At 71.7% G+C, this 26,055-nt stretch carries 25 protein-coding genes and 1 tRNA gene; 13 read left to right on the top strand and 13 right to left on the bottom strand.

The features are described from left to right. Positions 1-87: 87 nt before the first annotated feature. Positions 88-1,431 carry an NAD(P)/FAD-dependent oxidoreductase gene (locus tag H4W31_RS02795; protein ID WP_192765209.1) on the top strand — a complete coding sequence of 448 codons (1,344 nt, stop codon included), beginning with the start codon at positions 88-90 and terminating at the stop codon, positions 1,429-1,431. On the opposite strand, the gene H4W31_RS02790 is transcribed toward H4W31_RS02795, so the two are convergent. Further along, entirely contained in the window at positions 1,428-3,272 is a 1,845-nt protein-coding gene (locus H4W31_RS02790; protein ID WP_318782991.1) for a hypothetical protein, read from the bottom strand. The genes H4W31_RS02795 and H4W31_RS02790 overlap by 4 nt on opposite strands. Positions 3,273-3,372: 100 nt before the next feature. Here H4W31_RS02790 and H4W31_RS02785 point away from each other — a divergent pair. From H4W31_RS02785 to H4W31_RS02770, 4 genes are all read left to right on the top strand, one after another. Continuing rightward, positions 3,373-3,453, top strand: a tRNA-Leu gene (locus H4W31_RS02785). 133 nt (positions 3,454-3,586) lie between these two features. Beyond that, a complete protein-coding gene (locus H4W31_RS02780; RefSeq protein WP_192765208.1) occupies positions 3,587-4,411 on the top strand; it encodes a Bax inhibitor-1/YccA family protein in 825 nt (274 codons plus the stop codon). Positions 4,412-4,608: 197 nt separating this feature from the next. Continuing rightward, positions 4,609-5,364 (top strand): Bax inhibitor-1/YccA family protein, encoded by a 756-nt coding sequence (locus tag H4W31_RS02775; protein ID WP_192765207.1) that lies wholly within the window; start codon positions 4,609-4,611, stop codon positions 5,362-5,364. Between the two features lie 34 nt (positions 5,365-5,398). Next, positions 5,399-5,740: a hypothetical protein gene (locus H4W31_RS02770; RefSeq protein WP_192765206.1), complete on the top strand. Its 342-nt coding sequence runs from the start codon at positions 5,399-5,401 to the stop codon at positions 5,738-5,740. A gap of 22 nt (positions 5,741-5,762) precedes the next feature. Here the strand turns inward: H4W31_RS02770 and H4W31_RS02765 are convergent, their stop codons facing one another. Further along, complete coding sequence (locus tag H4W31_RS02765; protein WP_192765205.1) at positions 5,763-7,025, bottom strand: acetyl-CoA C-acetyltransferase; 1,263 nt, start codon at positions 7,023-7,025, stop codon at positions 5,763-5,765. Positions 7,026-7,056: 31 nt separating this feature from the next. After that, positions 7,057-7,716 carry a TetR/AcrR family transcriptional regulator gene (locus H4W31_RS02760; protein WP_192765204.1) on the bottom strand — a complete coding sequence of 220 codons (660 nt, stop codon included), beginning with the start codon at positions 7,714-7,716 and terminating at the stop codon, positions 7,057-7,059. Between the two features lie 123 nt (positions 7,717-7,839). Between H4W31_RS02760 and H4W31_RS02755 the strand changes: the two genes are divergently transcribed. Next, entirely contained in the window at positions 7,840-8,514 is a 675-nt protein-coding gene (locus tag H4W31_RS02755) for an NAD(P)-dependent oxidoreductase (protein ID WP_192765203.1), read from the top strand. Positions 8,515-8,525: 11 nt separating this feature from the next. Here the strand turns inward: H4W31_RS02755 and H4W31_RS02750 are convergent, their stop codons facing one another. Together H4W31_RS02750 and H4W31_RS02745 are read right to left on the bottom strand one after the other, a co-directional pair. Continuing rightward, a complete protein-coding gene (locus H4W31_RS02750; RefSeq protein ID WP_192765202.1) occupies positions 8,526-9,356 on the bottom strand; it encodes an SGNH/GDSL hydrolase family protein in 831 nt (276 codons plus the stop codon). Continuing rightward, complete coding sequence (locus H4W31_RS02745; RefSeq protein WP_404825684.1) at positions 9,353-10,456, bottom strand: SGNH/GDSL hydrolase family protein; 1,104 nt, start codon at positions 10,454-10,456, stop codon at positions 9,353-9,355. The genes H4W31_RS02750 and H4W31_RS02745 overlap by 4 nt, the downstream gene beginning before the upstream one ends. A gap of 276 nt (positions 10,457-10,732) precedes the next feature. On the opposite strand from H4W31_RS02745, the gene H4W31_RS02740 reads away from it, so the two are divergent. Continuing rightward, complete coding sequence (locus H4W31_RS02740; RefSeq protein ID WP_192765201.1) at positions 10,733-11,089, top strand: YkvA family protein; 357 nt, start codon at positions 10,733-10,735, stop codon at positions 11,087-11,089. Between the two features lie 216 nt (positions 11,090-11,305). Further along, complete coding sequence (locus tag H4W31_RS02735; RefSeq protein ID WP_192765200.1) at positions 11,306-12,682, top strand: cystathionine beta-synthase; 1,377 nt, start codon at positions 11,306-11,308, stop codon at positions 12,680-12,682. Positions 12,683-12,761: 79 nt separating this feature from the next. Here the strand turns inward: H4W31_RS02735 and H4W31_RS02730 are convergent, their stop codons facing one another. After that, the gene (locus H4W31_RS02730; protein WP_192765199.1) at positions 12,762-13,718 is read right to left on the bottom strand and encodes a S1C family serine protease; all 957 of its coding nucleotides are present in this window, start codon (positions 13,716-13,718) and stop codon (positions 12,762-12,764) included. A 207-nt stretch (positions 13,719-13,925) separates the two neighbouring features. Then, positions 13,926-14,453: a GNAT family N-acetyltransferase gene (locus tag H4W31_RS02725; protein WP_192765198.1), complete on the bottom strand. Its 528-nt coding sequence runs from the start codon at positions 14,451-14,453 to the stop codon at positions 13,926-13,928. 26 nt (positions 14,454-14,479) lie between these two features. Here H4W31_RS02725 and H4W31_RS02720 point away from each other — a divergent pair, with 26 nt between their 5' ends. Beyond that, positions 14,480-14,809: an MmcQ/YjbR family DNA-binding protein gene (locus tag H4W31_RS02720; protein ID WP_225946062.1), complete on the top strand. Its 330-nt coding sequence runs from the start codon at positions 14,480-14,482 to the stop codon at positions 14,807-14,809. Here the strand turns inward: H4W31_RS02720 and H4W31_RS02715 are convergent. From H4W31_RS02715 to H4W31_RS02705, 3 genes are all read right to left on the bottom strand, one after another. Beyond that, positions 14,769-15,821, bottom strand: coding sequence for a ribonuclease Z (locus H4W31_RS02715; RefSeq protein WP_192765196.1), 1,053 nt, complete (start codon positions 15,819-15,821; stop codon positions 14,769-14,771). The two genes, H4W31_RS02720 and H4W31_RS02715, sit on opposite strands and share 41 nt — an antisense overlap. Before the next feature lie 461 nt (positions 15,822-16,282). After that, positions 16,283-16,945, bottom strand: a complete 663-nt coding sequence (gene msrA, locus H4W31_RS02710) for a peptide-methionine (S)-S-oxide reductase MsrA (RefSeq protein ID WP_192765195.1) — start codon at positions 16,943-16,945, stop codon at positions 16,283-16,285. Positions 16,946-17,099: 154 nt separating this feature from the next. Continuing rightward, a complete protein-coding gene (locus H4W31_RS02705) occupies positions 17,100-17,519 on the bottom strand; it encodes an HIT family protein (protein WP_192765194.1) in 420 nt (139 codons plus the stop codon). 23 nt (positions 17,520-17,542) lie between these two features. On the opposite strand from H4W31_RS02705, the gene H4W31_RS02700 reads away from it, so the two are divergent. Together H4W31_RS02700 and H4W31_RS02695 are read left to right on the top strand one after the other, a co-directional pair. Next, on the top strand, positions 17,543-18,685 hold the full coding sequence (locus H4W31_RS02700) for a cystathionine gamma-synthase (protein WP_192765193.1): 1,143 nt from the start codon (positions 17,543-17,545) through the stop codon (positions 18,683-18,685). 119 nt (positions 18,686-18,804) lie between these two features. Beyond that, positions 18,805-20,205, top strand: a complete 1,401-nt coding sequence (locus tag H4W31_RS02695) for an amidase (RefSeq protein ID WP_192765192.1) — start codon at positions 18,805-18,807, stop codon at positions 20,203-20,205. A 65-nt stretch (positions 20,206-20,270) separates the two neighbouring features. Here H4W31_RS02695 and H4W31_RS02690 read toward each other — a convergent pair whose 3' ends face one another. Beyond that, positions 20,271-22,310 (bottom strand): hypothetical protein, encoded by a 2,040-nt coding sequence (locus H4W31_RS02690; RefSeq protein WP_192765191.1) that lies wholly within the window; start codon positions 22,308-22,310, stop codon positions 20,271-20,273. A 200-nt stretch (positions 22,311-22,510) separates the two neighbouring features. Here H4W31_RS02690 and ilvA point away from each other — a divergent pair, with 200 nt between their 5' ends. Next, positions 22,511-23,731, top strand: a complete 1,221-nt coding sequence (gene ilvA, locus H4W31_RS02685) for a threonine ammonia-lyase (RefSeq protein WP_192765190.1) — start codon at positions 22,511-22,513, stop codon at positions 23,729-23,731. 102 nt (positions 23,732-23,833) lie between these two features. Here the strand turns inward: ilvA and greA are convergent, their stop codons facing one another. After that, positions 23,834-24,331 carry a transcription elongation factor GreA gene (gene greA / locus H4W31_RS02680; RefSeq protein ID WP_192765189.1) on the bottom strand — a complete coding sequence of 166 codons (498 nt, stop codon included), beginning with the start codon at positions 24,329-24,331 and terminating at the stop codon, positions 23,834-23,836. A gap of 200 nt (positions 24,332-24,531) precedes the next feature. Beyond that, positions 24,532-24,966 carry a DUF4307 domain-containing protein gene (locus tag H4W31_RS02675; protein WP_318782990.1) on the bottom strand — a complete coding sequence of 145 codons (435 nt, stop codon included), beginning with the start codon at positions 24,964-24,966 and terminating at the stop codon, positions 24,532-24,534. A gap of 199 nt (positions 24,967-25,165) precedes the next feature. Between H4W31_RS02675 and mca the strand changes: the two genes are divergently transcribed. Beyond that, on the top strand, positions 25,166-26,047 hold the full coding sequence (gene mca / locus H4W31_RS02670; RefSeq protein WP_192765187.1) for a mycothiol conjugate amidase Mca: 882 nt from the start codon (positions 25,166-25,168) through the stop codon (positions 26,045-26,047). Positions 26,048-26,055 lie beyond the last annotated feature (8 nt).

The following is a 26,055-nucleotide window of genomic DNA, read 5'->3' as shown; positions in this document are numbered from 1 at the left end:
CTGGGTAACGCGGGTCACCTGGCGTCGTCAATCACAGAAGGGGGCATCTGGCCCGCATCGGAAGGCCGGTGGGGGAAGGATGGAGGCGTGAATCCGCAGCGGATCCTTGTGGTAGGTGCCGGTCACGTCGGGCTGTACGCGGCCCTGCGCCTGTCGAAGAAGCTCCGGTCACGTGAGGCCGAGGTCATCGTGGTCGACCCGCAGCCGCACATGACGTACCAACCGTTCCTGCCGGAGGCGGCGGCCGGCAACATCTCCCCCCGACACGCCGTGGTGCCGCTGCGGCGCGAGCTGCGCCGCTGCACCATCGTCGCCGGTACGGTCACCCGGGTCGAGCACGCCCGGAAGACCGCGACGGTGCAGCCGATCATCGGTCCGGCCCGCGAGATCGCGTACGACCACATCGTGGTGGCGCCCGGTTCGGTGTCCCGGACCCTGCCGATCCCCGGACTGGCGGAGCGGGGCATCGGCTTCAAGACCATCGGCGAGGCGATCTTCCTCCGCAACCACGTGCTGGACCGGCTCGACGTGGCGGCCGCCACCACCGACCCGGACACCCGGCGCTGCGCGCTGACCTTCGTCTTCGTCGGCGGTGGCTACGCCGGCATCGAGGCGCTGGCCGAGATGGAGGACATGGCCCGGGACGCGCTGAAGTACTACCCGGAGCTGAAGGCCGACGACATGCGCTGGGTGCTGGTGGAGGCGACCCTGCGGGTGCTGCCCGAGGTGGACCGGGACATGGGCGCGTACACGGTCGCCCAGCTGTTGAAGCGCAAGATGGACATCCGGCTGGAGACCCGGCTGGAATCCTGCGTGGACGGACTGGTCCGGCTCTCCGACGGCGACAGCTTCCGGGCCGACACCATCGTCTGGACGGCCGGGGTGAAGCCCTCCCCGATGCTGGCCCGGACCGACCTGCCCCGGGACGAGCGGGGGCGGGTGACCTGCGTTCCGACGCTCCAGGTGGTCGACGGTGAGCAGATCGTCGAGGGAGCCTGGAGTGCCGGCGACTGCGCCGCCGTGCCCGACCTCACCGGTCCGCCGGGGACGTACTGCTCGCCGAGCGCCCAGCACGCGGTGCGGCAGGCGACGCGGATGGCCGACAACATCCGGGCGGTGATCCGGGGCCGGGTTCCGGTGGACTACAAGCACAAGCACGCGGGCAGCGTCGCCAGCCTCGGACTGCACAAGGGCGTCGCCCAGGTCTACGGGATCAAGCTCACCGGGCTGCCGGCCTGGTTCATGCACCGGACGTACCACATGAGCCGGATCCCGTCGCTCAACCGCAAGGTGCGGGTGGTGGTGGACTGGAGCCTCGCCTTCTTCCTCCGCCGCGAGGTCGTCGCGCTGGGCCAGTTGCACGACCCCCGGGAGGAGTTCGTCGAGGCGTCCGCGGCGGGCAGCCGGCCGGGCGACCACCGCCCGGTCTAGCCGACCCGCCAGGTCCAGGCGTCCGCGACCCGGGTGGACGGGCCGAAGAGTGCCTCCAGGGTGATCCGCAGGCTCTCCACGTGTACGGCGTCGTCGGAGAGTACGACGCAGGACGCCCGCCAGAACCTGACGTCCTGCTGGGCCCGCTCGCGCTGCTCGGGACCGATCGCCGGTACGACGCCGCTGGTCGTCACGTCCGTCAGCAGTTGCGAGGTCGGCTGCTTGTAGGTGCCCATCGACGCCTTGCCGCCGGCCGCGTACGGACCGATGAAGAAGCCCTCCGGAATCGAGAACGACGCGTCCGCCTCGGCGGCCCAGCGCATCGGCCAGGGCTCCTTGGGGGTGGGCAGCGGTACGGGCACGAGCACGCCACCGGGCTCGACACAGTCGCGCCAGTGGCCGGCGCTGATGTACTCCGGCACCGGGGGCCGGGCGGCGGTCGCCATCTGGGTCGGGAAGATCGGCAGCAGGGCGAGGACCGCCGCGACCGGTACCAGGATCCGGATGGGTGGCCGACTCGCGGCCAGTCCCCGGTCCAGGGCGAGCACCAGCACCGTGGCGATCAGCGGCAACAGCGCGAGGGCGAACCGCATCGGCAGCGCGCCGTCGACCACGGGCACCCCGAGCAGCAGCGCGTACGGGCCGCTGAGATCGGTCGCCTCCCGGTTGACCACCACCGTCGGGCCGAGCGACAGCGCCGCCATCCCGAGTCCGGCCGCGACGCAGGCGATGACGACCGGCCGCCGGATCAGCCAGCCGGCGGCGACGACCGTGGCGAGCAGGAGCGGCCAGCCGAGGAAGGTGTTGTACTCGGCCGCTCCGGTGGTCAGTTTGGCGGACTCGGCGGAGCCGGCTACGGACAGCGGCGAGATCGCCGGCCAACTGGCCAGGTCGGCGTAGAAGTAGTGCGGGCTGAACATCCCGTTGGGTACGCTCTGCGGCCCGGCGAACTGGAACCAGAGCGGGTACGCCAGCACGACGCCGGCCAGTGCGACGGCGAGCAGCATCCCGGCGAGGAACCCGGGCAGTACCCGACGGGCCAGCGACCAGTTCGCGGCGGCGTACGCCAGGCTCAGGATGATCATGGCGACGGCGGTGAGGAACAGCACCTCCTCGCCGATGAAGACCTGCACCGAGACGGTGGCGGCCAGCCCGACCGCCGAGGTCACGACGCGGCGACGATCGACACCGGGCCGGTCGGGCCGGCCCTGCGGATCGGCGGCCCGGACCAGCCGGACGACCAGCCAGACCAGCACCGGCACCAGCCACTGGGCGGTCATGTGCAGGTGGCTGTTGCTCTGCGAGAGCATCCCCGGCCCGAAGCCGCAGAGCCCGGCGCCCAGCGCGGCGGCGAGCCGCCGGACGCCCAGCACCCGGGTGAAGAAGAGGTGCCAGGCGATGGCGGTGCCGGCGAGGTTGCCGGCGACGAGCAGCGCGAAGGTGGCGGGCGCACCGGCGACCAGGGTGATCGGCGCGAACAGCATGCCGAGGGCGATGACCGTGGTGTTGGCCATCAGGTTCACCCCGGTCGGGGCGTTGAGCCGGTCACTGAGCAGGGCGAAGTCCCCGTGCAGGACCCGGGAGTCGACGGCCAGGAACCACTCGTACAGCGCCTGGTCCTCGGGGTTCAGGGAGAGGATCCGGGCACCGGGATCCGGCCACATTCCGGCGGTCAGCCAGCCGGCGAGGAGGAGGAAGAGCAGGCCGATCGCCAGGTCGGTGCGGTGCCGACGGAGCGCGACGACCCCGCGTTCCCACCGGGATCCGTTCTGCTCCGAGACGGTGCCTGTCGTGGCCGGGCCGGAGTCGGCGTCCTGCGCCGCGCGGGCTGTGCTGGTCACGACAGTGACCCTAGTGCCGATCCGAGAACGGGGTGCGCCCGGTGGGGGTTCACCCGCTACCGTGGCAGGCACCAGGGACGATCGCGTCCGGTGCCGCCCTGCCCGGGTGGTGGAATGGCAGACACGGCCGCCTTAAAAGCGGCTGCCGCAAGGCGTGCGGGTTCGATCCCCGCCCCGGGCACACCCCCTCGCCACGGGTGCCGAGCGCCCCGCCACGGGTGCCAAGTGACGTGGATCTCCACAACATCGCCAGCGACCATTACCCTGGATAGGGCACGGTCACCGTGCACCGACCTTCCAGGAGGCTTGACACAGTGAAGACGTCCAACCCGGTGCTGGCCCGACTCGGCCAGGCGGCCGAGCGGGAGCGGGCCGCCGGGTACGCCCCGGCCGGCGCATACGGACAGCCCGGTTACGGGCAGCCGTACCCGACGGCGGATGGCTACCCGGCCGCGCCGCCCACCGTACAGCCAATGTCCATCGACGACGTCGTCGTCAAGACCGTCACTCTGCTCGGCATCACCGGGCTGTCCGCCGCGGCGGCCTGGGTGCTCGTGCCGAACGAGCTCGTCGGCGCGGCCTGGATCGGCGCTGCCGTCGTCGGGCTGGTGCTCGGCCTGGTCATCTCGTTCATGCGGATGGCGAACCCGGCGCTCGTGATCGCCTACGCGGTGATCGAGGGCGTCTTCGTCGGCATGGTCAGCAAGTTCTTCGAGTCGATCGCCGGGTACGACGGCATCGTCCTGCAGGCGGTGATCGCCACCTTCGGGGTCTTCTTCCTGATGGCCGGGCTCTACAAGGTCAAGGCCATCCGGGCGACGCCGAAGTTCATCCGGGGCGTCGTGGCGGCGATGGTCGGCGTCTTCGCGGTCATGCTGATCAACTTCGTGATCACGCTGACCACCGACATCGACACCGGACTGCGCAGCGGTGGCCCGGTGGCCATCGGGTTCAGCCTGATCTGCATCGTGATCGCGTCGCTCAGCTTCATCCTCAGCTTCCACGAGGTGGAGGAGGGGGTGCGGATGGGGCTGCCCCGCCGTTACTCCTGGATCGCCGCGTTCGGCATCCTGGTCAGCCTGGTCTGGCTCTACATCGAGATCCTGCGACTGCTCAGCTTCTTTCAGGGTGACGACTGAGCCCAGCCTCAGTCGGGCACTGAGCCCGGCCGCGACGACCTGAGCTGACGTTCCCGGCGCCACCCGGCACCGCCCCGGTCCGACCCGACGCCCGTCCCCGGATTCCGGGGGCGGGCGTCGGTCGTCCGCCGGGCTCCCCGCCGGTCGCACGGGCCCGAGTACTGCGGACGGAAATGTCCGAGTTGTTAGGGTGGGGCGTGGAAAGTTCCAACCCGGTGTTGAGCCGCCTGGACGACACCGCCCGGGTCGAACGCCAGGTACTCGGCGCCGCCGCCGCCCGGGCGATGACGGTCGACGACGTGGTGGTCCGCACCATCGGGCTGCTCCTGCTCACCGGCGCCACCGGCGCGATCGCCTGGACCTTCCTGACCGAGGACTGGGCCGGCGTGGCGGCGATCGGCTCGGCGCTGGCCGGGCTGGTCCTGGCCCTGGTGATCTCGATCCGCCGGATCACCAACCCCGTCGTCATCGGCGTCTACGCCATCCTTCAGGGCGTGCTGCTCGGCGTCGCGAGCCGGGGTTTCGAGGCGATCTATCCCGGCATCGTGGTGCAGGCCGTGGTCGGCACCTTCGGCGTCTTCGCCGGAATGGCGGTGCTGTACGGGCTCCGGGTACTCCGCGCCACCCCCCGGTTCACCCGGATGGTGGTCGGCGCGCTGATCGGGGTGGTGGTGCTGAGTCTGGTCAACTTCGCCGTGTACCTGATCGCCGGCCGGCAGGCGCTGGAGATCTACAGCACCACCAGCAAGGTCGGCTGGCTGCCGTACGTCTTCGCCCTGGTCTGCATCACGGTGGGCGCGTTGACCTTCATCCTCGACTTCGACCTGGTGGAGCGCGGGGCCAGGGCCGGCCTGCCGACCCGGTACGCCTGGTACTGCGCGTTCGGGTTGCTGGTCGGCCTGATCTTCCTCTACTGGCAGATCCTCCGCCTGATCAGCTACATCAGGCGCTGAGGCTCACGGACCGCTGAACGTAGACTCTGCCGCGATGAACGCAGCCGGACCGGGACGCCCGGCCGAGTCACTGGCCCGCCAGGTGGACCTGCTGGTCCGGCAGGTGGGTCACTGGACCGCGCCGCGCTGGGTCGCGCCGGCCGCCGCCGGCAACTCGGCCCGCGCCGACCTGCTGCACCGGCTCGTCCAGCAGCTCGCCAACCTGGCGGCGGACGCGGCCGGCGAGCGGCGCCGGACCGTACCCCGGCTGGAGAACGACCTGGCCCTGCCCGACCAGCTCCGGGTGGTGGCGGCGGACCTGATCGCCGCCGGCCCACCGGCCGGGGTGCTGACCGACGCCGAGGCCGAGGTGACCGCGACCCGCCAGGCCCTCTGACCCCCGCCCGTCGGTCAGCGGCTCAGCTCAGCCGCTCCAGCACCATCGCCATGCCCTGGCCGCCGCCCACGCACATGGTCTCCAGCCCGATGGACTTGTCGTGCCAGTCCAGCGCGTTCAGCAGGGTGCCGGTGATCCGGGCGCCGGTCATCCCGAACGGGTGGCCGACGGCGATCGCGCCGCCCATCACGTTGAGCTTGTCCAGCGGAATGTCGAGCTGCCGGTACGACGGGATCACCTGGGCCGCGAACGCCTCGTTGATCTCGACCAGGTCGACGTCGTCGATGGTCATGCCGGCCCGGCGGAGCGCCTGCCGGGACGCCTCGACCGGACCGAGTCCCATGATCTCCGGGGACAGCGCGGTCACCCCGGTGGAGACGATCCGGGCCAACGGAGTGATCTCCAGCTCGCGGGCCCGCTCCGCGCTCATCACGATCACGGCGGCGGCACCGTCGTTGAGCGGGCAGCAGTTGCCGGCGGTGACCCGACCGTCGGGCCGGAACACCGGCTTGAGCCCGGTCACCCCGTCCAGGGTCACGCCCGCCCGGGGGCCGTCGTCGGAGTCGACCCACTCGCCGGAGGGCAGCGTGACCGGGGTGATCTCCCGAGCCCAGAAGCCGTCGGCGATGGCCTTCTCGGCGAGGTTCTGGCTGCGTACGCCGAACTCGTCCATGTCGGCCCGGCTGACGTCGTACGCCTCGGCCAGGTTCTCCGCGGTCTGGCCCATCGTCAGGTAGATGTCCGGCAGTCCGCCCTGGAGCCGGGGGTTCTCCCAGACCGGGGCGCCGCCCTTGGCCCGGGTCGCCGACCGGGCCCGTGCCGCGTCGAACCTCGGGTTCTGCCAACCGCCGCCGACCAGCTCCTGTGCCTGCGGCGGAAGACCGTCGGAGTTGCCCCGGACGTACCGGGAGACGCACTCGACCCCGGCCGAGACGAAGATGTCGCCCTCGCCGGCCCGGATCGCGTGCAGCGCCATCCGGGTGGTCTGGAGGGACGAGGCGCAGTACCGGGTGAGGGTGGCGCCGGGGACGGTGTCCAGGCCGAGCAGGGTGGTTACCACGCGGGCCAGGTTGAAGCCCTGTTCGCCGCCGGGCAGACCGCAACCGAGGTAGAGGTCGTCGATCTGCGTCGGGTCGAGTTGCGGCACCTTGTCCAGCGCCGCCTGGACGATGGTGGCGGCAAGGTCGTCGGCGCGGAGTTCCCGGAGGGACCCCTTGTGCGCTCGGCCGATCGGGGAACGGGCGGTCGCGACGATAACGGCTTCGCGGGGGGACGCGGTCGACATGAATAAACGTTAACCCGATCCGGTCCCGGGGTCACCAGGGGGCGAGGTGCGAGGCCGTTTCGGATCGTTCCCCGGCCGGCGGGGTGGGGCCGTACGGGATCGCCGCGACCAGTTCCTCGACGAACCGGTCCGGATCGTGCTCGAGGAGCTGGTCGCGACCGGTCGGACCCAGGAAGGCGACGAGGAAGGCCCGGTGGAAGCACGCGCCGAGGAAGAGGTTGGCCAGCGCCACCGGGTTCGCCGTCGGGGCGATCCGGCCGAGTTGCCGCTCCCGCCGGAGGTACTCGGCGAACAGGGCGTTCGCGTGCTGCGGTCCGCCGCCCATCCGGCTGAACGCCGCGCGCTGTCGTTCGAGCAGCACGGGTTCGGCGAACAGGGCCATGGCGAGCTGACCGGAGTCCTCGTACACCCGGAGCATCTCGTGGCCGAGCTCCGTCAGGTGCGCCGGTACGGTCCCGGTGCCGGCCTTCTCGGGCAGCCGGACCATCAGCCCGATGAACGGGGCGAGCCGGATCCGCAGTACCGCCAGGAAGAGGTCCTCCTTGCCCTGGAAGTGCTTGTAGAGGGTGGCTTCGGAGTAGCCGGCGACCCGGGCGATCTCCTTCGTGGTGGTGTGCGCGAGGCCCTGCTCCCGGATCACCGTGGACGCGGCGGCCAGGATGCGCTCCCGGGTCGTCTCGGCTCGACTCATGGATCGCCTTCCACTCGGCTTCGTTCCGATCTTCACCGAGCACGTTATCGGCCCGGTTGACAGTTGGTGAGCACTCACTATTCTAGATGGTGAGTAAGCACTTACTAACCAACTGGGAGTGCCATGAAACTCACCATCTTCGCGGCCACCGGCGGCATCGGCCGTCATCTCCTGCGGCAGGCCGTCTCGGCTGGTCACGACGTCACGGCGGTGGTCCGGAACCCGGCGGCGCTGCGTGCGGAGCAGGGCGGCGTACGGCTGGTCGCGGCCGACCTCACCGCTCCCGACCCGGCGGTGCTCGCCGACGCCGTCGACAAGGCCGACGCGGTCCTGTCCGGACTCGGCGCACGTTCGATCGCCGAGTCCGGGGTGACGTCGCGGGGCACCGGGGCGATGATCGCGGCGATGCGGGCCCGGGACGTACGCCGGATCGTGGTGGTCAGCGCCGCGCCGATCTCGACCGTGCCCTCAGTGGGCCGGCCCCATCCACCCCGGCGCGACCCGGGTGAGGGGTTCCTGATGCGGAACCTGCTGAGCCCGATGATCAAGATCATCCTGCGCAGGCCCTACGCTGACCTCGCGGTGATGGAGGACCTGCTCCGGGACAGTGACCTGGACTGGACGGTGGTACGGCCGCCGAGACTCACCGACAAGCCGCTGACCGGGACCTACCGCACGGCGTACGGGCAGAATCTGCGCCGGGGAGCCCGGATACCGCGCGCCGACGTGGCGCACTACATGCTCCGGGCGCTCGACCAGCCCGAGTCGGTCCGGCAGGCCGTCGGAATCGCCACCTGAACCGACCGCGGTTACCGCTGTCGGGTGCCGGCGGCGGCCCTGGCCACGGCGGGCAGCAGCGCGTGCGCCCAGACCCGGTAGCCGTCGGCCGACGGGTGGTAGCCGTCGTGGCAGAGCGTTCCGACGTCGGCCCGGAACACCGCACCGGTCTCGGCGGCGAGATCGACCACGGTGCCACCGGCCTCGACCACCGCGACGGACTGGGCCCGGGCGGCGTGCCGGCCGAGCCAGCCGGCGAGCTGGCGCAGCGGCGGCGCGATGGCCCGGACCGCGCCGAGATCCGGACAGGTGCCGACCACGACCCGGACCTGGGCGTCGCGGAGCCGGCGTACCGCCGCACCGAGGTACGCCGCTGCCTCGCCGGGCCGGCGGAGCCCGGTGACGTCGTTCGCGCCGATCAGGATCACCGCGACGTCCGGGCGCTCGCCGAGCAGCGCCCGGGCCACCTGGGTGGCCAGGTCCGTGGAGCGGGACCCCGAGACGCCGACGCTGGAGAGCCACACCTGGCGTTCGCCCCCGGCCGCCGGACCCGCTCCCTCGGAGAGCAGCCGGGCCAGTTGGCCACCGACCGTGTCGTCGGCCCGGTCCACCCCGACACCGAGCGCCGCCGAGTCGCCGAGCAGGACCAGCCGGAGCGGCGGCGCGCCGGTACGACCGACGGTGGAGCGCAGCGCCAGCCCCAGTTCGGGCTGGGCGTACTGCCGGTTACGGGCCAGGAAGACCTCGCCGACCAGCAGCGCGACTCCGCCGATCGCCCCGGCGGCCAGCGTGACCGCGGCTGTCCTGGCGAGCCGGGTGGCCATGCCGGACATCACCGCTCCGGTCGTGTCTAGTCCCGTCATGCGCGTTCCTCTACTGTGGAGGTTGCTGCCCCGTCCAGCGTTGTCGGTGCCGGTGTCCCGGTCTCTTCCGGGCTCTCAGTGTCACCCGAACGGGGGTGGCCGAACCAGGCCCCACGGCGGCGCAACTGCGCCCACCGCCCGCCCGGCCCGTGTTCGTGGCCGCCGACCCGGACGGCCCGGACCTCGGTGCCAGCATGCCGGGCCGCCTCGTGAGCCGCCTCCGGAAGCGAGCGGACGCCCTGGTCCCCGGTCTGCGCCGGCCGGCGCTCCGGCCCGGCCCCGAGCGCCGCCAGTACGGTCGGCAGCAGCGCCGCCGCCGCGATCGCGTACCCCTCGGCGGACGGGTGGAAGTGGTCCCAGGCGAACATCCGGGTCGGTTCGGCGGCGAACCGGGGACCGAGCAGGTCACCCAGGGACACCGTCTGGCCGCCGGCCTCGACCACCGCGACCGTCTGCGCGGCGGCCAGTTGCCGGCTCCACCGCCGGGCGAGCCAACGCAGCGGCGGCTTGATCGGCTGGATCGCGCCGAGGTCCGGGCAGGTGCCCACGACCACCTCGGCACCGGCGGCCCGGAGTTCGCGTACCGCGTCGACGAGATAGCGGACCGCCACCGACGGCGGCGTACGGTTCGTCACGTCGTTGCCGCCGATCAGGATCACCGCCAGATCGGGCTCCCGCTCCAGGGCCGCGTCGATCTGCGGGCGCAACCCGGCCGAGAGGCAGCCCACCACGGCGAACCGGTACAGCCGTACCGGACGGCGCAACCGGCGGGAGGTGCCGGTGGCGAGCAGCGCGCCGGGCGTTTCCCGGGGGCGGTGCACCCCGTAGCCGGCGGCGGACGAGTCGCCCAGGATCACCATCGTGATCGGGCGGCCGGGAAATCTGGCGCCGTAGACGCCGTCGCCGCGCGGCGGCGGTGCCTCGGCCAACGGGATGATCCGCCGGGCCTGTCGGGCCTGCCCGACCAGCAGCCCGGTCGCGGCGACGGTGGTGATCGCGGTCAGCCCCACTCCCACGGCCGCGGCCTTCGCGACCCGCCGGGCGATCAGCCACGACTGCTCCCGCTGCCACGACGGATCGCGCCGTGGCGACTGCGTCAGCCACGACGACCCTGCCCAACGCGGCGGCTGCTTTCGCGACTGCTTCCGCCACGACGACTGTTTCCGTCGCACCGATCCGGCCGGACTCATCAAGGCCCCCCGCCTGTCATGCCCTACCCCGCGACCTTTGAGATTATCTCGGTCGCACACCCCGCGCTGTCGCCGTCCCGCCTCTTCCCGGGGTCAGTTGCCGATCCGGGTCGGACCCCCGCCGGCTCCGCGCCGAGCGGCGGTTTGCGTACGGATGCATGATGAATCGACAGAGGAGGCGCGGAGATGGACAAGACACTGAAGCGCACTGCTGCCTTCAAGGCGTTGTTCCAGGCGTTGACCGCGGGCTCCCGGGGTGGGCCGCCGCTGGGCAAGCGGCTCGCCGCCCTGCCCCGCATGATCCGGGCGACCACCCGGGGCGAGTACGACGGCGGACTGCGGCTGGCGATGATGACGGCGGCGACGGCGTACGTGCTGTCCCCGATCGACTTCGCACCCGAACTCATGCTGATGCTCTTCGGCCTCGCCGACGACGCGCTCATGGTCACCTGGCTGGCCGGCGCCGTACTGGCCGAGACGGAGCGCTACCTAGCCTGGGAGGCACGTCGGGAATCCGTGATCCCCGGCGGCGTGGTGACCTGATCCGCACACCGTCCGGCCGCCGCGACCCTCGGCCCGCCCCGCCGGCCGATCCAGGGTCGCCGGGTGGGCTGAGGAACCCCGCCCACCTGCCCGACCGGGGGCACGTAGGCTGACCGTGAACACGCCATCGGTCGCCCCGACCGCACGCCACCAGCACCGACTCTGTGCCCGGCAAGTGCCGGCCGGGCGGCGAGCACTGGAGAAGGGCACAGCGACGTGCGCTACTACGACAACGTCATCGAACTGATCGGTGACACACCCCTGGTCCGGCTGCGGCAGGTCACCACAGGCATCTCGGCGACCGTGCTCGCCAAGGTGGAGTACTTCAACCCCGGTGGCTCGGTCAAGGACCGCATCGCGCTGCGGATGGTCGAGGAGGCGGAGCAGGCGGGCCTGCTGAAGCCGGGCGGCACGATCGTCGAGCCGACCAGCGGCAACACCGGCGTGGGGCTGGCGCTGGTGGCCCAGCTCAAGGGCTACAAGTGCGTCTTCGTCTGCCCGGACAAGGTCAGCGAGGACAAGCAGAACGTGCTGCGGGCGTACGGCGCGGAGGTCGTGGTCTGCCCCACGGCGGTCGCCCCGGAGGACCCCCGCTCGTACTACAACGTCTCGGATCGGCTGACCCGGGAGATCCCGGGCGCCTGGAAGCCCAACCAGTACTCCAATCCGGCGAACCCGCGCTCGCACTACGAGACCACCGGACCGGAGTTGTGGGAGCAGACCGGCGGCCGGATCACCCACTTCGTCGCCGGGGTGGGCACCGGGGGCACCATCTCCGGCACCGGCCGCTACCTCAAGGAGGCCTCCGGCGGGGCGGTACGGATCATCGGCGCCGACCCCGAGGGCTCGGTCTACTCCGGCGGGACCGGCCGGCCGTACCTGGTCGAGGGCGTCGGTGAGGACTTCTGGCCGGAGACGTACGACCGGAGCATCTGCGACGAGATCGTGAAGGTCTCGGACAAGGAGTCCTTCGAACTGACCCGGCGACTCGCCCGCGAGGAGGGGCTGCTGGTCGGCGGCTCCTGCGGGATGGCGGTGGCGGCCGCCCTCGAGGTGGCCCGCCAGGCCGGGCCGGACGACGTCGTCGTGGTGCTGCTGCCCGACGGCGGTCGTGGCTACCTCTCCAAGATCTTCGATGACGAGTGGATGGCCCGGTACGGCTTCATGGCCACCAGCGCCAGCGAGGCGACCGTGGCGGACGCGCTGGCCAGCAAGCCGAACGGCATCCCGGAGCTGATCCACGTACATCCCACCGAGACGGTCCGGGACGCCGTCGACTACATGCGCGAGTACGCCGTGTCGCAGCTGCCGGTGCTCAAGGCCGAGCCACCGGTGGTGACCGGCGAGGTGGCCGGTTCGATCGCCGAGCGGGACCTGCTGGACGCGCTCTTCACCGGCGAGGCCGAACTGCACGACACCATCGAGCGACACATGGGCCCGCCGCTGCCGATGATCGGCGGCGGCCAGCCGGTGAGCGAGGCGGTCGGCCTGTTGGAGAAGTCCGACGCCGCCCTCGTCCTGGTGGACGGCAAGCCGAAGGGCGTCCTCACCCGCCAGGACCTCCTCGCCCACCTCGGCGCCCGCCCCCGCTGAGATGTAAGGAAGGGCCCCTTCTTATCGTTTTTTGTAGAAGAAGGGGCCCTTCCTAACCGTCCGGCGAGACGAGCGGACGTCAGCGGGCGAGCTCGGTGGGTACGGCGATGACGTCGACGAACGCGGACCGGCGGAGCAGGGTCATCGGCAGTCGGGTGCCGATCGCCGGGCCGAGCATGAGCCGCTGGAGACTCTGCCCGTTGGCCACCTGTCGACCGCCGGCCGAGATGATCACATCCCCGAGGTAGATCCCGGCGATCCCGGCCGGGCTGTCCGGAACCACCTCGACCACCCGTAGTCCGCGCTGCTGCCCGGTCCGTTCCGCGACGGCCGGCGGCAGCGGTACGGGCACTCCGGCGACACCCAGCCAGGCCCGGCGGACCCGCCCGTTGCTGACCAGGTCGCCGATGATCTGACGGGTGGTGGAGTTGATCGGCACCGCCAGACCGAGGCCGTAGCCGGCGACGGCCGTGTTGATCCCGACCACCCGGCCGGCAGAGTCGGCGAGGGCGCCGCCGGAGTTGCCCGGATTCAGCGCCGCATCGGTCTGGATCACATCCTCGATCAGCCGGACGACCCGACCGTCCCGGGCCGGCAGCGACCGACCCAGCCCGGAGACCACGCCCGCGGTGACCGAACCGGCGAGCCCGAGCGGGTTGCCGACCGCGACGACGAGTTGCCCGATCCGGAGCGGGTCGGCGTCGCCGAGTTCGGCCGGCGGGGCGGCGGTGGCCCGGACCCGGAGGACCGCCAGGTCGGAGAGCGGGTCGGCGCCGACGACGTCGAACCGGGCCTCCGCACCGTCACCGAAGGTCGCGACGCCGCCGCCGGCGCCCTCCACCACGTGTGCGCTGGTGAGCAGGAATCCGTCGTCGGTGAAGGTCACCGCCGAGCCGGCCCCGGCGCCGCGCGGGCTCCGTACGGCCAGCGCCGCCACGCTCGGCAGCACCCGCGCCGCCACGGTGGTGACCACCTGCGAGTACGCGTCCAGAGCGGCCGACTCGGCGCGCTCCGGTTCGAGTTGTTCGGTGCTCATGTGCCGGACAACGCCGCGACGAGGCCGGTCGATGCCCGACGGGCCGGCGTGGCTGCTTCGCCCACAGCGAACAGAGCGCCCACAGCGAACAAGGCGAGCAGAGCGAACAAAGCGAGCAGAGCGAACAAAGCGAGCAGAGCGAACAGGCGGAAGGTCAGCGAACTCCGGGAGGTCGGACGGGTGGGATTGCGGGAGGTCCGGGAGTTGTCAGGGAAGGTCGCGGACGTGCCGGATCTGCCGGGTCAGCACCGGGCCGATGTCGCCCTCCCGCTCGACACCGTCCGGTACCCAGCCGCCCCGGACGTAGAAGTCCCGGGCATGGGCGTTTTCGGCGAGCACCCAGAGCACCGCCCGCCGCCAGCCCTGGGCGTGCAGTTTCGCCAGGGCGTCGACCATCAGCGCCCGACCCACGCCGCGCCCCTGTTCCGCCGGATCCAGGTGGATGGCGTTCAACTCGCCGACGTCCGGGCCGGCCGAGCCGGGCCCCTCCGGGTCGTGCGGCCCGAGGTAGGTGAAGCCGACCAGCCGGCGGTCCCGCTCCGCCACCGTCAACAGATGGCTGTCCCGCTCGTACGTCCAGCGCTCCGTCCAGTACCGGCCCATCATCTCCCCGGTGACCGAGGCCAACGCGTACGCCGGAATGAACTCCCGGTAGGCCGCCGACCGCGAACGGTGGTGAAGATCTCCGATGGCCATCAGATCACCGGCGACCGCCGGGCGCAGGGTGAGCGTCACTTGTCGATAGTAGTAACGTGGCCGATATGGTCACCTGGGACAGAGTGTGTGATCTGGTGTCGGTGCTGCCCGAGGTGGAACAGGGCACCTCATATGGGACACCGACCTGCAAGATTCGCGGCAAGCTGTTCGTCCGGCTGCTGGAGGGCGGCGAGCGGATCGCGATCTTCACGAACGAGCGGGAGGCGCTGGTCACGGCGGCTCCGCAGACCTTCACCGTGCCGGCGCACTACGTCAACTACCCGATGGTGGTGGTCGCGCTCGACACCATCGATCCCGTCGAGTTGAGCGAACTGCTGGCGGAGTCCTGGCGGATCAGGGCGCCGAAGCGGCTGGCGGCGTCGCTGCCCCGCTGACCGACCGAGCCGGTACGGGCACCCGGATCAGGTCCTCGGCCACCACGATCTCACCGTCGAAGTGCTCCCGGGCCTCGGCGGCGAAACGCTCCGCTGTCGAGACCGCCGCCCTCGCCGCCGCCGGCACCGTACCGGCCACCGCCGGCCCGGTGCCGGAAACCGGTGCTCCGGCGACCGGCTTCGGGCGGGTTGCCGGGCCGTAGCGCTGGGAAAAGTGGGTGAGCACGAGTCGACGTACCCCCGACTCGGCCGCCACCCGCCCGGCCTGCGCCGCCGTCAGGTGGCCGACCTCGGCGGCGAGCGCGGCGTCCTCGGTCAGGAAGGTCGACTCGATCACCAGCAGGTCGGCCCGCTCCGCCAGGGCGAACACCGCGTCGCAGAGACCGGTGTCCATCACGAAGGCGAACCGCTGGCCGGGGCGCGGCGCGCTCACCTCGGCCAACAGCACGCGACCTCCGGGCAGGTCGAGGTGGCCGGTCCGGGCCAGCTCTCCGACGGCGGGCCCACGAATCCCGTACGCCGCCAGCCGGTCCGGCAGCATCCGGCGGTCGTCCGGCTCCACCAGCCGATAGCCGTACGTCTCGACCGGATGCCGGAGTCGGCGTGCCTCCAACCGGCCGGCGGCGGTCTCGAAGGCCTGGCCGTCCGCCAGTACCGGGCGTTCGTGGAGCTCGGCGGTCTCGTAGAACGAACTGGCGTGCCGCAGCCGGGCGAAGTACTCGCCGTCGCCGGCCGGAAAGTGGGCGTCGACCGGATGTGCGACCCGGTCGAGGGAGAGTCGCTGGATCACGCCGGGCAGGCCGAGGCAGTGGTCGCCGTGGAAATGGGTGACACAGATCCGAGTCAGGTCGCTGGCGGCGACTCCGGCCAGCAGCATCTGCCGCTGGGTACCCTCGCCGGGGTCGAAGAGGATGACCTCCCGGTCCCAGCGCAGCACGTACCCGTTGTGGTTGCGATGCCGGGTCGGCACCTGACTGGCCGTGCCCAGCACCGTCAGTTCCCGTACCGACACGGCGGGTCCTTCCGGTGCGATGCCTTCCCGGTGGAAAAGGCGACCCCCGGGGTGTCCGCGTGAGCATTGTCACGCGGACGCCGGCTGGACTATGGCCGGACGCCCCGGGGGTCGGGTGGCTGTCGTGGATTCGCCGCACCGCTGCCACACGGTCTCGACGATTTGCAACTGCCCGCTTGCGGCGGACACCGAAACTGTCAAGGACAGCGGCTAGCGGACAGCCACCTCACGAGTCCCATTGCTATACAAAGCTCGGACCACCTCCCTTCGCGTGTACGGCCACGCTATCCATCCCCGGCCGCCAGCGGCAACGGTTTTTGCGCACACTCAACGAGCTGCCAGCCGCGCGACCGGGCGAGGGGCACCAAGGCGACTTCCCGCTGGGCGGGAACAGCGAACCGCCGCGCCGGAAGGCCCGGCGCGGCAGCACTGCTACGTGTCTCGGTACGGCTGGGTGGCAGCTACCCCTCGGTGCGGGCCACCCCGACCGGGCAGGTCATGCCATTGGGCCCGTGCGTGCAGTAGCCGTTCGGGTTCTTCGTCGGCGCCAGGTACTGCTGGTGGTAGTCCTCGGCGTAGTAGTACTTCCCGAGCTTGTCGATCTCCGTGGTGATCTCGCCCTTGCCGGCCCGCGCCACCACCGGAGCGAACGCGTCCCGGGACGCCTGCGCGGTCGCCAACTGCTCGTCGGTCGTCGTGTAGATCGTCGACCGGTACTGGGTACCGACGTCGCCGGCCTGCCGCATGCCCTGGGTCGGGTCGTGGTTCTCCCAGAACACCTTCAGCAGGTCCTCATAGCTGATCTTCGAGGGGTCGTAGACCACCTGGACGACCTCGGCATGCCCGGTCCCGCCGGAACAGACCTCTTCGTACGTCGCGTTCGGGGTGTAACCGCCCGCGTAGCCCGCCGAGGTGGAAATCACCCCGGGCAGGGTCCAGAACAGTCGCTCGGCTCCCCAGAAACAGCCCATCCCGAAGACGGCGACCTGCGCACCCTCGGGCCACGGGCCCTTCAGCGGCGTGCCGAGTACCTCGTGCCGGTCGGAGATCGGCATCGCGATCAGCCGGCCGGGCAGCGCCTGGTCGGGGGTGGGCAGCTCGGCCTTCATTCGCCGTAGGAACACGGTGGAACTCCTCTCGTACCTCTGCCGGATGTAACGCGGCGCGGCAACAGATCCTTACCCGGAACCGCCGCCAGCAGACCGAGCCGCTCGACAACGCGGAATCCCGCCGGATGCCGGTCCGGGCCGTCCCCGGTCCTTCGGCGGTAGAGGCTCGCTAGGCCTCGGCGAGGGCGGCGGCGATCCGGTCGGCGTACGACCGGGCCTCGTCGTCGGAGGCGTACTTCGTCCGGGGCCAGAAGAAGCCGCGCAGGCCGTCGCCCTTGGTTCGGGGCACGATGTGGGTGTGCAGGTGCGGCACCGATTGCGACACCCGGTTGTTCATCGCCACGAAGGTGCCGCCGGCGTCCAGACCGGCCTCGACGGCGACGGCGAGCCGCTGGACCAACCCGAAGTACCCCGGCAGGGCGGCGGCCGGCAGCTCGCCCAGCACCTCGTGGTGCTCGCGGGGCACCACCAGCAGGTGCCCCTTGAACACCGGGCGGGTGTCGAGGAAGGCCACCCCGTCGGGGGAGTCGACCGCCCGGAACGCCGGCACCGAACCCGCCACGATCCCACAGAACACGCAGCCCGCCACCAGGGCAGACTAGCCTCATCCAAATGAGTCACGGGTTCGAGACACTCGCCATCCACGCCGGCCAGGAACCGGAGCCCCGGACGGGGTCCGTGGTGCCGCCGATATACCAGACCAGCACGTACGCGCAGGACGCCGTCGGCGCACCCCGGCTGGGGTACGAGTACAGCCGCTCCGCCAATCCCACCCGGGACGCCCTGCAGGAGTGCCTCGCGGCGCTGGAGGGCGGTCCGGTCGGGCTCACCTTCGCCAGTGGGCTGGCCGCCGAGGACACCCTGCTGCGTACCGTCTGCCGGCCTGGTGACCACGTGGTGATCCCAGACGACGCGTACGGCGGCACGTTCCGGCTCTTCGCCCGGGTGGCGCAGCAGTGGGGGCTGACCTGGACCCCGGCCCGGATCTCCGACGTCGACGCGGTACGGGCCGCCGTCCGGCCGGGCCAGACCAAGGTCATCTGGGTGGAGACGCCGACCAACCCGCTGCTCGGGATCGCCGACATCGCCGGGCTGGCCTCGGTGGCGAAGGACATCGGCGCCCTGCTTGTCGTCGACAACACCTTCGCCTCGCCGTACCTCCAGCAGCCGATCGCGCTCGGCGCCGACGTGGTCGTGCACTCCACCACCAAGTACGTCGGTGGGCACTCCGACGTGGTCGGCGGCGCCCTGGTCGCGGCCAGCAGCGGGCTGGGCGAGGAACTCCGTTACCACCAGAACGCCATGGGCGCGGTGAACGGCCCGTTCGACGCCTGGCTGACCCTGCGCGGCGTGAAGACCCTCGGGGTACGGATGGACCGGCACTGCGACAACGCCGAGCGGATCGCCGACTACCTCAATGGGCACCGGGCGGTCGCCGAGGTCCTCTATCCGGGGCTGCCGGAACATCCGGGGCACGAAATCGCGGCGAAGCAGATGCGCCGGTTCGGCGGAATGATCTCGTTCCGCGCCGCTGGCGGGGCTGAGCAGGCGGTACAGATCTGCAACCGGGCGAAACTCTTCGTTCTCGCCGAGTCGTTGGGTGGGGTCGAATCCCTGATCGAACATCCGGGCCGAATGACGCATGCAAGTGCCGCCGGCTCGGCGCTTGAAGTTCCCGCCGATCTCGTGCGACTGTCTGTCGGCATCGAGACCGCCGACGACCTACTCGCAGATCTGGAGCAGGCGCTCGGCTGACCGCTGTTCGGACGTGCGTACCGGACGGGCCGCGCCGATGGCGCGGCGCGTCCGGGCCGACGCGCAGGGTGGGACCGCCCCGCCCGCCTGGACAGCCCTGCGGACAAGCCGATGGGGAGGTGGCCGTGCAGGACATCATGCCGACCTGGGTGGGCGCGACCGCGAAGCAGATCGCCCGGGCGGTCCGCCGTGGTGACGCCTCCGCCACCCAGGTGGTAGCTGATCACCTCGACCACGTCGACCGGACGGACCGCGAACTGTCGGCGTTCCGGGTGGTGCGGGGTGGCGAGTCGATCGTCGAGGCGGAGAAGGTCGACGAGCAGGACGACCTGGCCAACCTTCCGCTGGCCGGGGTGCCGATCGCGGTCAAGGAGAACACCGCCGTGGCCGGGCTGCCGACCTGGAACGGGTCGGAGGCCGCCCGTAGCCCGGTCGCCGAGGACGACCACGAGGTGGTCCGGCGGCTGCGCGGCGCGGGCGCGATCATCGTCGGCGTGACCCGGATGCCCGAGCTGGGGCTGTTCGCGTTCACCGACGACGAGACGGCGGTGACCCGCAACCCGTGGCGTACCGATCGCACCCCGGGTGGATCGTCGGGCGGTGCCGCCGCCGCGGTGGCCTCGGGAATGGTGCCGATCGCACAGTGCAACGACGGCCTCGGCTCGATCCGGATCCCGGCCGCCTGCTGCGGGCTGGTCGGACTCAAGCCCGGCCGGGGCGTGGTGCCCTGCCAACTCGGCGCGAACGACTGGTACGGACTGACCGAGCACGGCATCCTGGCCACCACCGTGGCCGACGCCGCCGTCGGCTTCGCCGTACTCGCCGGCCGTCGCCCGGACAAGCTGGTGCCGCCGGAGCGGCTGCGGGTCGCCGTGTCGCTGCGTTCGCCGGTCTCCGGCGTCCGCCCCGACCAGGCGAACCGGGACGCGGTGGCGGCCGGTTCCCGACTGCTCGCGGCGGCCGGACACGACGCGGTCTCGGTCGACCCGGTCTACCCGACCTCGCTCGGCCTGCGCGGCGTCGCGACCTGGCTCGCGTCGGCGGCCACGGAGGTGGCGGCGGCCGGGCTGGACCCGGGGACACTGCAACGGCGTACCCGGCGGCACGCGGCGTTGGGCGGCTGGGCGGAGCGGCGGGGGCTGGTCCAGGAGAAGGACCGGACGGCGTGGCGGGAGCGGTCGATCGGCTTCTTCAGCGACCACTCGGTGGACCTGCTGCTCACCCCCGCACTGGCCAGCGCCCCGCCGGCAGCGCTGGGCTGGGCCGGTCGGTCCTGGCAGTCCAACCTGCTGACCTGCATCCGGTACGCCCCGTACGCCGCGCCGTGGAACATCGCCGGGCTGCCGTCGCTGGTGGTCCCGGTCGGGCTGCGTCCGGACGGCCTGCCGGTCGGGGTGCAACTGGTCGGCCCACCCGGGTCGGAACTGCTGCTGCTCGGGGTGGCCGGACAGTTCGAGCTGACGGCGCCGTGGCGACGCCACGCACCCGGCTGGCCCAAGGTGCCGACTCCGGCAAGCTGATCCGTCGGCCGCGCCCCACCGAACCGATCACGCTGGTGATCCGGGCCGGGGCGCGGCCGTCCGGATCACCCGGCTGCCCAGATCAGCGCGACGAGTAGGGCGGGGAGTTGTAGCGCGGCCATCAGGAGCAGCGGCAGCAGTTTGCTCCTGCGGACCCAGTCGAACCAGGTGCCGGCGTCGGCTGCGCCGTCCGGGGCGGGGCTGGGACGAGCCCAGCGGTGCGGCCTGAGATGCTCGGGAAGGGCCCGTCCGAGCAGGGCGCCGAGCAGCAGCCCTCCCATCGTGGCCGCGAATCCCGGGCCGAACAGTGCGAAGTCGGGGTCCAGCTCCCGCAGTGGCGTCTCGCCGTCGCCCGTGAACATCACGCTGATGCCGAAGGTCATTATCGACAATGCGAGGGCCGCCGTGCCCAGGGTGAGCCGGGTGGGTCCGAGGAGAGCGAAGACCGCGCCGACGAGCAGCAGAGGAAGCCCGCCGACGGCCCAGCCGGCGGCGGCCATGGCGACCGGAGCGCAGCCGTCGGCCGAGCAGACGGCGTCGGCGAGCGCGGTCAGGAACTCCGTACGGAGCTGAATGCCGGCGACTATGCCGCTGAGCAGCAACACCACGAACAGCGCGATTCCCAGCGGACTCAGCGTCGGCCAGTCGACCGGTCGGACTCTCCGGGACGGCGTCCGGGCTGCCGCGAGTTGGTCCGGCGTCTGGGCCGCCGGGAACTGGTCCGGCGTCTGGGCGTTCGCGGGTTGGTCCGGCGTCCGGGCTGCCGGGAACTGGTCCGGCGTCTGGGCGTTCGCGGGTTGAGCCGGCGTCGGGGCTGCCGCGAAGAGGCTGATCGCGGGGCGGCGGCCACCCTCCGCTTCTCGTCCGGCGGCTGTGAAGCCGCGCAGCGGGCGGCTCGGTGAGAGGGCCACCCCGCCCATGACCACGGTGCACCACTGTCCGGACACCGGCGTGCCGTAGAGCAGCGCCGGTTCCGGCTCGGCGGGGTGGGGCCTTCCGGGGGCGTCATCCCGGACCTTGATCGTGGCGAGTGGCCAGGTCGGGGCGCCCAGGCCCGGGTAGACGTACACCTGTCGGCGGGTCCGGCGGACGCGTACCGCGGTGGTCGGCTGGGGGTGCCGGAAGAACCGGCGCCAGGCGACCAGCCGCGCGGCGCCCCGAGCGCCGAAGCCGATCCCGAGTACGCCGAGCAACGAGGCGAGGGCCAGCCACGGGGTCGCGTCGTAGGGTTCGCTCAGGAGCTGCCGGAGGCCGGCGTCGTCGAGCGCGATCGACACCGTCGAGCCGACCGGATAGTCGGTGGCGTCGAAGACCTGCAGGGTCATTTCGGGGCGGCCGTCGGTGAACCCGAGTTCGAGCGCGTCCGGGGCCGGATGGGACCGAACGGTCGCGGGGACGATCTCGGCCGCCCGTTGCTGATCGTCGGCCAGGGCCTGACGGTGCACGCTCCAGCCGGTCAGCAGCAGGCCGGCGACGATCAGGACGACCGCCACCACCAGCGGGGCGAGCGACGGCCACGGCAGGCGGATCGGAGCCGGGAGAGTCGACCGCGCCGTCCGTCCCTGCCACTCCCGGACCACCGCACTGCGGCCGGTCGGCATCCGGGCCGCGAGCAGCCCACACCCGATCGGGTACGCCACCAGCAGCAGGTTGACCCAGAGCGGCAGGTTCCCGGGCTCGCTGACGTCGTACGAGATCATCAAGGTCGACAGCACGGCAGCCCAGACGGTGGCGGACCAGAGGTGCACGAGGCCCAGCAGCGGTGCGGTCCAGAGCAGCCCGAACACCAGGTTGCTGAGCGGGTCCGGCCCACACGGCGCGGCCGGCGTACACGGCACGACGGGGGCGGTGACCGTGACAATGACCGCCAGGGTCAGGCCGCCGGCCGGGACGAGCCACCTGGCGTGGGTCAGGAGCCGGCTGGTGGTCTCCGCGCGACGAAGCTGCCTCAGCTCGGTTCCGGTCAGTGGCTCAACCGGCTCAACCGGCTCAACCGGCTCAACCGGCTCGGGCGGCTCGGGCGGCTCAACCGGCTCGGACGTCCCGGGCGGCTGACGATCGGCATTGGGCGAGGGCAGCGGGTCAACTCCGGGATCGGCAGACATGTCCCCACTTTCCGTTCGTGGTCGACGAGCCACCCACCCTCCGGCACGGGCGTGGGAGAGCGACACGGGCATCGGGAGGGTGACGCGGACGACGGTAGGCCACGGCGACAACATCAACGGAACGCGCCGGCCGGTGACCTCGGGCACCACCGCGCGCTGCCGCCGGTCGGGCGTCCGGGGCGGGATGCGACGATCTGGGCATGACGGAGCTGGTCGGACTCGCCGAGGTCAACGCCGCCCGCGAACTGCTCGCCGGGGTTGTCCGGATCACTCCGCTGGAGCCGTCCCGGCCGCTCTCCGCCGCGCTGGGCGGCGAGGTCTGGCTCAAGGGCGAGCATGTTCAGCGGGCCGGTTCGTACAAGGTGCGGGGCGCGTACGTGCGGATCGCCCGGCTCTCGGTACAGGAGCGGGACCGGGGGGTGGTGGCGGCGAGCGCCGGCAACCACGCCCAGGGCGTGGCGCTCGCCGCCGGGCTGCTGGGCACCACCGCGACGGTCTTCATGCCGGTGGGTGCGCCACTGCCGAAGGTGGCGGCCACCAAGGGGTACGGCGCCCGGGTGGAACTGGTCGGCAACACCGTCGACGAGTCCCTGGTCGCGGCGGAGGACTTCGCCACCCGTACCGGAGCGGTCTTCATCCACCCGTTCGACCATCCGGACGTGATCGCCGGGCAGGGCACGGTGGCGCTGGAGATCCTGGAACAGTGCCCGGAGGTACGCACGATCGTGGCCGGGGTCGGTGGCGGTGGCCTGATCTCCGGGATCGCGGTGGCCGCGAAGGCGCTCCGGCCGGACGTACGGGTGATCGGGGTGCAGGCCGCCGGCGCGGCGGCGTTCCCACCCTCGTTGCTGGCGGGCGAGCCGGTCCGGCTGTCCGCGTTCGCCACCATCGCCGACGGGATCGCGGTTGGCCGCCCCGGTGAACTCACCTTCGCGCACGTGAGCAAGCTGGTCGACGAGGTCGTGACCGTCTCGGACGACGACATCTCACGGGCCCTGCTGATGCTGCTCGAACGGGGCAAGCAGGTGGTGGAACCGGCCGGGGCGGCCGGCGTGGCGGCGTTGCTGGCCGGTGCGGTCCAGGTGGAGGCGCCGGTGGTGGCGGTGCTCTCCGGCGGCAACATCGATCCGCTGCTGATGCTGCGGGTCATCGAGCACGGCCTGGCGTCGGCGGGCCGGTTCCTCCGGATCAGTGTCCGCTGCGCGGACCGGCCCGGGCAGTTGGCGTCGCTGCTGGGCCTGATCGGCGAGTACCGGGGCAACGTGGTCGACGTGGTGCACCAGCGGCAGAACCCGCACCTGCGGCTCGGCGAGGTGGAGGTGGCGCTCTCGGTGGAGACGCGTGGCCCGGAGCACTCCGACCGGCTGATCAGCGCACTGCGGGGCAGCGGCTACCAGGTGGACGTCGCCCAGCCGGGCTGAGCCGGCTGGGACCTCAACGTCGGGTCGGTCGTGCTGCTCCCTGGGCTGCGCTCGCCAGCCGGCCCTCCGGCCGCGAGGCGGGCGCTCCGGGCGCCGGCCGGCTCAGGCGCCGTACGGCTCGAACCGGACCACCGTGACCTTGATTTCGGCGCCGCTGGGCGCCGTGTAGGTGACGGTCTGGCCGGGGCGGGAGCCGAGGATCGACTTGCCGAGGGCTGACGCGGGGCTGTAGACGGTCAGGTCGGTGGTCGCCGCGATCTCCCGCGAGCCGAGCAGGAAGGTCTCGGTGTCGTCGGTGTCGTCGTCGAAGTGGATCGTGACGACGCAGCCCGGTGCCACCACGTCCGCGCTGGGTGCCTCGCCCACCTGGGCGGTACGGAGCAGCTCCTGGAGTTGGCGGATCCGGAACTCCTGCTTGCCCTGTTCCTCCCGGGCGGCGTGGTAACCGCCGTTCTCCCTGAGGTCACCCTCTTCGCGCCGGGCGTTGATCTCCGCGGCGATCGCAGTTCGGCCGGCGATCAGCTCGTTGAGCTCCGCCTGCAGCCGGTCGTAGGCCTCCTGGGACAGCCAGGTGGCCGCCGCGCGGTCGGTCGTGGACACAGACGATCTCCTCGGGTAGTCGTGCGCGGACAGGGACGAATTACCAAGTTACCAGTGCGCTACACACCGGACGCCACGTGATTTATCGCCACCCCGTGCCCGGAGCGCAACTTTGCGCGTCGGCGCGTCGGTGGGGGTGTTAGTAAGGGGCCCTTCTTCTACAGAAAGCGATAAGAAGGGGCCCTTCCTTACCGGCTGGTTCAGCTGGTGGGTCGGCAGCGGACGACCTCGCCCAGGATCGCCCGGCCGGTGGTGACGAGCCGGTGCCGGGCGGTCAGGTGCCGCTGTCCGGGCTCGGCGGTCACCCGCAACTCCTCGCGGGCCACCTCGGCGCCGTCCCGGGAGCGGGCCCGGACCACACAGATCGCCGAGCCGCCGGCCGGTACGGTCACCCGGAAGTCGAGTACCAGCTGCGACTCGGTGATCTCGGTGTAGGTGATCACCTGGGCGTCGTAGTTGGGGTCGCCGTACTGCCGGTAGAGCCGGTACGAGACCGCGCCCATCACCGCCAGCAGGGCGACCACCAGCAGGCCCGCGACCCAGGGTCGGCGCCGTCGGGGCGCGCGTCGGTGGCCGTACCGGCCGGGTGGGAACACCGGGGCGGCAGGTGCGAATGTGGCGGGCGTCTCGGGCACCGGCGGCGATCTCCTGGGACTGATGTCGGTGGCATCGGCAAGAATGGGTAAGTCCATCTTCTCAGTTGACGGCCGGGCCGAGTGTGGCAGGTCGTTCAGAAGGCCAAAACGGCCGACCTGACGGCGGGTCGGCGAGAGGGTCGGACGGTTCGCCAGGTCGAGCCGGTCCGGCCAGGCGCGACGAGGGAGCACACCGGAGTTGGCAGAGCAGCTACGTCTGATGGCCGTCCACGCCCATCCCGACGACGAGTCGAGCAAGGGCGCGGCGACCATGGCGAAATACGTCGCCGAAGGCGTGCAGGTCCTTGTCGTCACGTGTACGGGCGGCGAGCGGGGCAGCGTCCTCAATCCGAAACTCGACCGGCCGGACGTCTGGGCCAACATCGCCGAGATCCGCCGGGCGGAGATGGACTCGGCGCGGGCCATCCTCGGCGTCGATCAGGCCTGGCTGGGATTCGTCGACTCGGGGCTGCCCGAGGGGGATCCGCTGCCGCCGTTGCCCGAGGGATGTTTCGGGCTGCAGGACGTGGAGGTGGCGGCCGGTCCGCTGGTCCGGCTGATGCGCGAGTTCCGGCCGCATGTGGTGACCACGTACGACGAGGAGGGTGGCTACCCGCACCCCGACCACATCATGTGCCACAAGGTCAGCGTGGCGGCGTTCGACGCGGCGGGTGACCCCGAGCGCTTTCCCGAGCTGGGCACCCCGTGGCAGCCGTTGAAGCTCTACTACGACATCGGTTTCTCCAAGGCCAAGATCACCGCGCTGCACGAGGGCATGTTGGCGCTCGGCAAGGAGTCGCCGTACGCGGAGTGGCTGGAGCGCTGGGAGGGTCGGGTCGACAAGGGTCCCCGGATCACCACCCGGGTCGAGTGCTCCTCCTACTTCCCGGTCCGCGACGACGCGCTGCGGGCGCACGCGACCCAGGTCGATCCGGACGGCTTCTGGTTCCACGTCCCGATGGAGTTGCAGCGGCAGGCCTGGCCGACCGAGGATTTCGAGCTGGCCCGTTCGGTGGTCGACAGCCCGATGCCCGAGTCCGACCTGTTCGCCGGGGTACGCGAGACCATGCATGCCCGCTGACTGGTGAC

Origin of the sequence: Plantactinospora soyae, assembly GCF_014874095.1 — a bacterium.
GTDB lineage: Bacteria > Actinomycetota > Actinomycetes > Mycobacteriales > Micromonosporaceae > Plantactinospora > Plantactinospora soyae.
This window is presented reverse-complemented; position numbering and strand designations above follow the sequence as displayed.